This window comes from Oleiphilus sp. HI0066 (assembly GCF_001635725.1).
The window spans coordinates 1-535 of record NZ_LWFH01000553.1; the positions used below are offsets into that span (position 1 = coordinate 1).

Consider the following 535-nt stretch of genomic DNA (forward strand, 5'->3'; position numbering starts at 1 on the left):
GACTGAACTGTTGATTGAATTAAGCTATGAAGATTAACACTGTGACAAGCAAGTGTTTATCTTGCAAGAGACAGAGACTTATTAGCACTCGTTTATAGTGACATTTTTTCGAACTTCAACTCCAAGCTTATACGTACCACTCAAAAACAATGGTTTTGTGACAAAACAAGCAAAACCCCGCAGTTAACAAGCAAAATCAATACTTTATGTCTAGACTCCAATTAATGTGAGGAGTACAAAGACCTACTCATTTTTGTTGGCCAAACCAAAGCAATGCATTAGACGTAGCCAAACACAAACGTAGTCTCGAGTTAGTCGAGTGTGTAAACGCTAAAACAGGACCCATTCATGGTCGATATTAGACCTTTATTGTTCATCAATTTTTTACTCGCCCTTCTCTTAGCAAGCGCAGGTATCGTTCATTTACACGACACTAATGCTGCGAGCACTTCTGAAGTACCACAAGTTGCTGAAGAATTAGTCGAACCAGAACTTGAGTCAGAAAAACCAGAACCAGAAAGCTCGGTTGAAACTG

1 pseudogene is annotated in these 535 nt (G+C 39.3%); it reads left to right on the forward strand.

The features are described from left to right. Positions 1-348: 348 nt before the first annotated feature. Positions 349-535, forward strand: a pseudogene (locus A3738_RS07395) (hypothetical protein); the annotation flags it as partial.